General features: G+C 72.5%; 4 protein-coding genes. All 4 read left to right on the top strand.

Annotated elements, in window-relative coordinates; translation table 11 throughout:
- Positions 1-61: 61 nt before the first annotated feature.
- Positions 62-1,360, top strand: coding sequence for a ribonuclease D (locus tag AOK18_RS11335; RefSeq protein ID WP_206281526.1), 1,299 nt, complete (start codon positions 62-64; stop codon positions 1,358-1,360).
- 457 nt (positions 1,361-1,817) lie between these two features.
- Positions 1,818-3,035 (top strand): thiolase family protein, encoded by a 1,218-nt coding sequence (locus tag AOK18_RS11330; protein ID WP_055570570.1) that lies wholly within the window; start codon positions 1,818-1,820, stop codon positions 3,033-3,035.
- A complete protein-coding gene (locus AOK18_RS11325) occupies positions 3,032-5,161 on the top strand; it encodes a 3-hydroxyacyl-CoA dehydrogenase NAD-binding domain-containing protein (protein WP_055570571.1) in 2,130 nt (709 codons plus the stop codon). Before AOK18_RS11330 ends, AOK18_RS11325 begins: the two co-directional genes overlap by 4 nt.
- 87 nt (positions 5,162-5,248) lie before the next feature.
- On the top strand, positions 5,249-5,525 hold a 277-nt coding region (locus AOK18_RS11320), incomplete at its 3' end, for a hypothetical protein (RefSeq protein ID WP_055694247.1).

Raw genomic sequence — 5,525 nt, 5'->3', positions numbered from 1 at the left:
GGGGCCCGCCGACGGAACGTTCCGTCGGCGGGCCCCTTCGCGGCACGGATACTCTTGACAGGTGACCGACGCCCACGACACCGCAGCAGACAGTCCCCTGCGAACCACCGGAGGCGCCCCTCCGGACGACGACGGATCTTCTGCTACGGAGGCGCCGATCCCCTTGCTCGCCCCGCGCGAGGGCATTCCGCCCGTGATCACGGACGACGCCGCGCTCGCCGAGGTGATCGCCGCCTTCGCCGCGGGCACCGGTCCCGTGGCCGTCGACGCCGAGCGGGCCTCCGGCTATCGCTACGGCCAGCGCGCCTATCTCGTCCAGCTGCGCCGCGAGGGCGCCGGGTCCGCACTGATCGACCCCGTCGCCTGCCCCGACCTGTCGGGCCTGGGCGAGGCGCTGTCGGGCGTCGAGTGGGTGCTGCACGCCGCCACGCAGGACCTGCCCTGCCTGCGCGAGATAGGGATGGTGCCCACCCGCCTCTTCGACACCGAGCTGGCCGGCCGCCTGGCCGGTTTCCCCCGCGTCGGTCTCGGCGCGATGGTCGAGAACGTGCTCAGCTTCGTCCTGGAGAAGGGCCACTCCGCCGTCGACTGGTCCACCCGCCCGTTGCCCGAACCCTGGCTGCGGTACGCCGCCCTCGACGTCGAGCTCCTGGTCGACCTGCGGGACGCCCTGGAGAAGGAGCTGGACCGGCAGGGCAAGCTGGAGTGGGCGTGGCAGGAGTTCGACGCGATCGCGTCCGCGCCGCCGCCGGAGCCCCGCAAGGATCCCTGGCGGCGCACCTCCGGCATGCACAAGGTGCGCCGGCGCCGGCAGATGGCCGTCGTGCGGGAGCTGTGGCAGACCCGGGACCGGATCGCGCAGCGCCGGGACGTCTCCCCGGGCAAGGTGCTCTCCGACGCGGCCATCGTCGAGGCCGCTCTCGCCCTCCCGGCCGACGCGCACGCCCTGGCCGCGCTGAACGGGTTCGGGCCGCGGACGGGACGGCGCCAGCTGGAGCAGTGGCAGGCGGCCGTGGACCGGGCGCGGGCGCTGAGCGAGGCGCAGCTGCCGCACCCCGGCCAGCCGGTGACCGGCCCCCCGCCGCCGCGCGCCTGGGCGGACAAGGACCCGGTGGCCGCCGCCCGGCTGTCCGCGGCCCGGGCGGGAGTGAGCGCGCTCGCCGAGCGGCTGAACATGCCGCAGGAGAACCTGATCACCCCGGACACGGTGCGGAGGGTGTGCTGGGAACCGCCGCGGCCCGCCGGCCCGGAGTCCGTCGCCGCCGCACTGGCGGGGTACGGGGCGCGGCCGTGGCAGGTGGAGCAGGTGACGCCGGTCCTCGTCGCCGCGCTGGCCTCCGACGGTTCCGAGGCCGTCTGAGCGCGGCGGGACCCGCCGGTCCGGCCCCGCCCGGAGACGCCGGCCCCCCGTTCCGCCTCACCCGTTCCCCTCGGTCCGTCCCCCTCCGCCCGCTCCGCTTCGCCGCTTCCCCAGGGAACCCGCCGCGAAGGAAGCGCGGGGGGGCGGGGACGAGGACCGGGACCGTGCCTGCCGGGGCGGTCTCCCGGCGGGCTCCGAGGGGCCCTCGAAGCGGAACGGGTACGTCGGGTTCACGCCGGGATCCGGCGGGGCCGCGGCCCCCGGCACTCCCGGAGGGGCGGGTTCCTGCCGTGCGGCGGCCGCCCGCCGTGCCGTACGACGGCTCCCCCGGAGGTGTGACCTTCACCGCTCGGAGGCACAGGACTGGGCAGCTACATTACCCACAAGTAGCATAGTCTCTGAGCGCGCGCTCAGCGCAACGCAGCAGTGCCATCCCGCACCCTGGAGGAGAGCCATCGTGCCTCGTACCGTCAGGGACGTCGTCTTCGTCGACGGCGTCCGCACCCCGTTCGGCAAGGCGGGCCCGAAGGGCATCTACCACGAGACCCGGGCCGACGACCTCGTCGTGAAGGCGATCCGGGAGCTGCTGCGCCGCAACCCCGGACTCGACCCGAAGAAGATCGACGAGGTCGCGATCGCCGCGACCACGCAGATCGGCGACCAGGGCCTGACCATCGGCCGCACCGCCGGCATCCTCGCGGGCCTGCCCACCTCGGTCCCGGGCTACTCCATCGACCGCATGTGCGCGGGCGCCCTGACCGCCGTGACCACGGTGGCCGGCTCCGTCGCCTTCGGCGCGTACGACGTGGCCATCGCGGGCGGTGTCGAGCACATGGGCCGCCACCCGATGGGCGAGGGCGTGGACCCCAACCCGCGGTTCGTCTCCGAGAAGCTGGTCGACGAGTCCGCCCTGTTCATGGGCATGACCGCGGAGAACCTGCACGACCGCTACCCGACCATCACCAAGCAGCGCGCCGACGAGTACGCGGTGCGCTCGCAGGAGAAGGCCGCCAAGGCGTACGCCGACGGCAGGATCCAGGCCGACCTGGTACCGGTCTCGGTGCGCCGCACCAACGCCGAGGCCGGCGAGACCGGCTGGGGCCTGGTCACCGCCGACGAGCCGATGCGTCCCGGCACCACCCTGGAGAACCTGGCCGGGCTCAAGACGCCGTTCCGCGTCCACGGCCGGGTCACCGCCGGTAACGCGGCCGGTCTGAACGACGGCGCCACCGCCTCGGTCATCGCCTCCGAGGACTTCGCCCGCGAGAACGGGCTGCCGGTCAAGATGCGTCTGGTCTCCTACTCCTTCGCGGGTGTGGAGCCGGAGGTCATGGGCTACGGTCCCATCCCGGCGACGGAGAAGGCGCTGGCCCAGGCGGGGCTGTCCATCTCCGACATCGGCCTGTTCGAGATCAACGAGGCCTTCGCCGTCCAGGTGCTGGCCTTCCTGGAGCACTACGGCATCGCCGACGACGACGCGCGCGTCAACCAGTACGGCGGCGCCATCGCCTTCGGCCACCCGCTGGCCTCCTCCGGCGTCCGCCTGATGACGCAGCTGGCCCGCCAGTTCGAGGAGCAGCCGCACGTCCGCTACGGCCTGACCACCATGTGCGTCGGCTTCGGCATGGGCGCGACGGTCATCTGGGAGAACCCGCACTTCGAGGGGGACAAGTGAGCACCACCGCAGAGCTTCTGAAGGGTGCGGCCGAGCTGTTCCCCGGCGAGGTCGTCACCAGCGCGCACGTACGCCACTTCGACCTGCCGCTGGGGGCGGGGCGCTTCGCGCTCATCACCCTCGACAACGGTCACGACCACACCAAGCCGACCACGCTCGGCCCGCAGTCGCTGGCGAACATCGACGCCGCGATCGACCAGGTCGAGAAGGAGGCGGCGGACGGCACGATCGTCGGCGCCGGTGTCACCGGCAAGCCGTTCATCTTCGCCGTCGGCGCCGACCTCAAGGGCGTCGAGCTGCTGAAGCGGCACGAGGACGCGCTGGCCATCGGCAAGGGCGGCCACGACGTCTTCAAGCGGCTGTCGAAGCTGGCCGTGCCGACCTTCGCGTACTACAACGGCGCCGCCATGGGCGGTGGCGTCGAGGTCGGCCTGCACTGCACCTACCGCACGGTGTCGGCCGCCCTCCCCGCGTTCTCGCTCCCCGAGGTCTTCCTCGGTCTGGTCCCCGGCTGGGGCGGCTGCACGCTGCTGCCGAACCTGATCGGCGCCGAGAAGGCCGTCTCGGTGATCATCGAGAACAGCCTCAACCAGAACAAGCAGCTCAAGGGCCGGCAGGTCTACGAGCTCGGCATCGCGGACGCGATCTTCGAGGGCGCGGACTTCCTGGAGCAGTCGCTGATCTGGACCGCGGCCGTCCTCAAGGGCGAGATCGCGATCGAGCGCCCGGTGATCGACCGCGGCGAGGCCTGGGACCAGGCCGTCGCCAAGGGCCGCTTCATCGCCGACTCCAAGGTGCACGGCGCCGCCCCGGCCGCCTACCGCGCCCTGGACATCATCGCCGCCGCCAAGAACGGCGACCTCCAGCAGGGCTACGACGCCGAGGACCAGGCCCTCGCCGACCTCATCATGGGCGGCGAACTGCGCTCCGGCATCTACGCGTTCAACCTGGTGCAGAAGCGCGGCAAGCGTCCCGCGGGCGCCCCGGACAAGTCGCTGGCCCGCCCGGTCACCAAGGTCGGTGTCGTCGGCGCCGGTCTGATGGCCTCGCAGCTCGCGCTGCTGTTCCTGCGCCGCCTCGAGGTGCCGGTCGTGCTGACCGACATCGACCAGGAGCGCGTCGACAAGGGCGTGGGCTACGTCCACGCCGAGATCGACAAGCTGCTCGGCAAGGGCCGGATCAACCAGGACAAGGCCAACCGCCTCAAGGCGCTGGTCTCCGGTGTGCTGGACAAGGCCGAGGGCTTCGCGGACGCCGACTTCATCATCGAAGCGGTCTTCGAGGAGATGGGCGTCAAGCAGAAGGTGTTCGCCGAGGTCGAGGCGGTCGCCCCGGCGCACGCGATCCTCGCCACCAACACCTCCTCGCTGTCGGTGTCCGAGATGGCGTCGAAGCTGAAGAACCCCGAGCGGGTCGTCGGCTTCCACTTCTTCAACCCGGTCGCGATCCTGCCGCTGCTGGAGATCGTCCGCGGTGAGCGGACCGACGACGCGTCGCTGGCCACGGCGTTCGGTGTCGCCAAGAAGCTGAAGAAGACCGCGGTGCTGGTCAAGGACGCCCCGGCGTTCGTCGTGAACCGGATCCTGACCCGCTTCATGGGCGAGATCCAGAACGTCATCGACGAGGGCACCCCGGTCGCGACTGCCGAGAAGGCCGTCGAGCCGCTCGGTCTGCCGATGTCGCCGCTGGTCCTCCTGGAGCTGGTCGGTCCCGCGATCGGCCTGCACGTCTCCGAGACCCTCAACCGGTCCTTCCCGGAGCGGTTCACGGTCTCCCCGAACCTCAAGAAGGTCGTCGAGGCGGGCAAGCGCGGCTTCTACGTCTACGACAGCGGGAAGCCCGAGCTGGACCCGGAGGTCGCCGCGCTGCTCGAGCAGGGCGACACCGTCCTCACCGAGGAGCAGGTGCGGGCCCGGGTGCTCGACGCGGTGGCGCAGGAGATCGGGCTGATGCTCGACGAGGGTGTCGTCGCCGAGGCCCAGGACGTCGACCTGTGCCTGATCACGGGCGCCGGCTGGCCCTTCCACCTGGGCGGCATCACGCCGTACCTGGACCGCGAGGGCGTCTCCGAGCGGGTGAACGGCAAGCGGTTCCTGGAGCCGGGCGTGGCCAGCGTTCCCGCCTGACCGGCAGGCCCCGGGAAGGGGGGCGGGCCGCACGGAGACGATCCGTGCGGCCCGCCCCCCTTTTTCGTTCCGTGGGAGCCTGGGCGCATGGAGAACAGCGCCGCCCCGCTCGTGATCGTCGACGCCGCCAATGTCGTCGGGTCGGTGCCCGACGGCTGGTGGCGGGACCGGCGCGGCGCCGCGGAGCGGCTGCGGGACCGTCTGGCGGCGGACGGTCTGCCGGGCCGGTCCGGACCGGTGGAGATCGTCCTGGTCGTCGAGGGCGCGGCCCGCGGGGTGGAGCCGGTGCCGGGCGTGCGGGTGGAGTCCGCCCCGGGCAGCGGCGACGACCACATGGTCTCCCTGGTGGCCGGCGCGGGCGGGC

Source organism: Streptomyces prasinopilosus (assembly GCF_001419695.1).
GTDB lineage: Bacteria > Actinomycetota > Actinomycetes > Streptomycetales > Streptomycetaceae > Streptomyces > Streptomyces prasinopilosus.
This window is presented reverse-complemented; position numbering and strand designations above follow the sequence as displayed.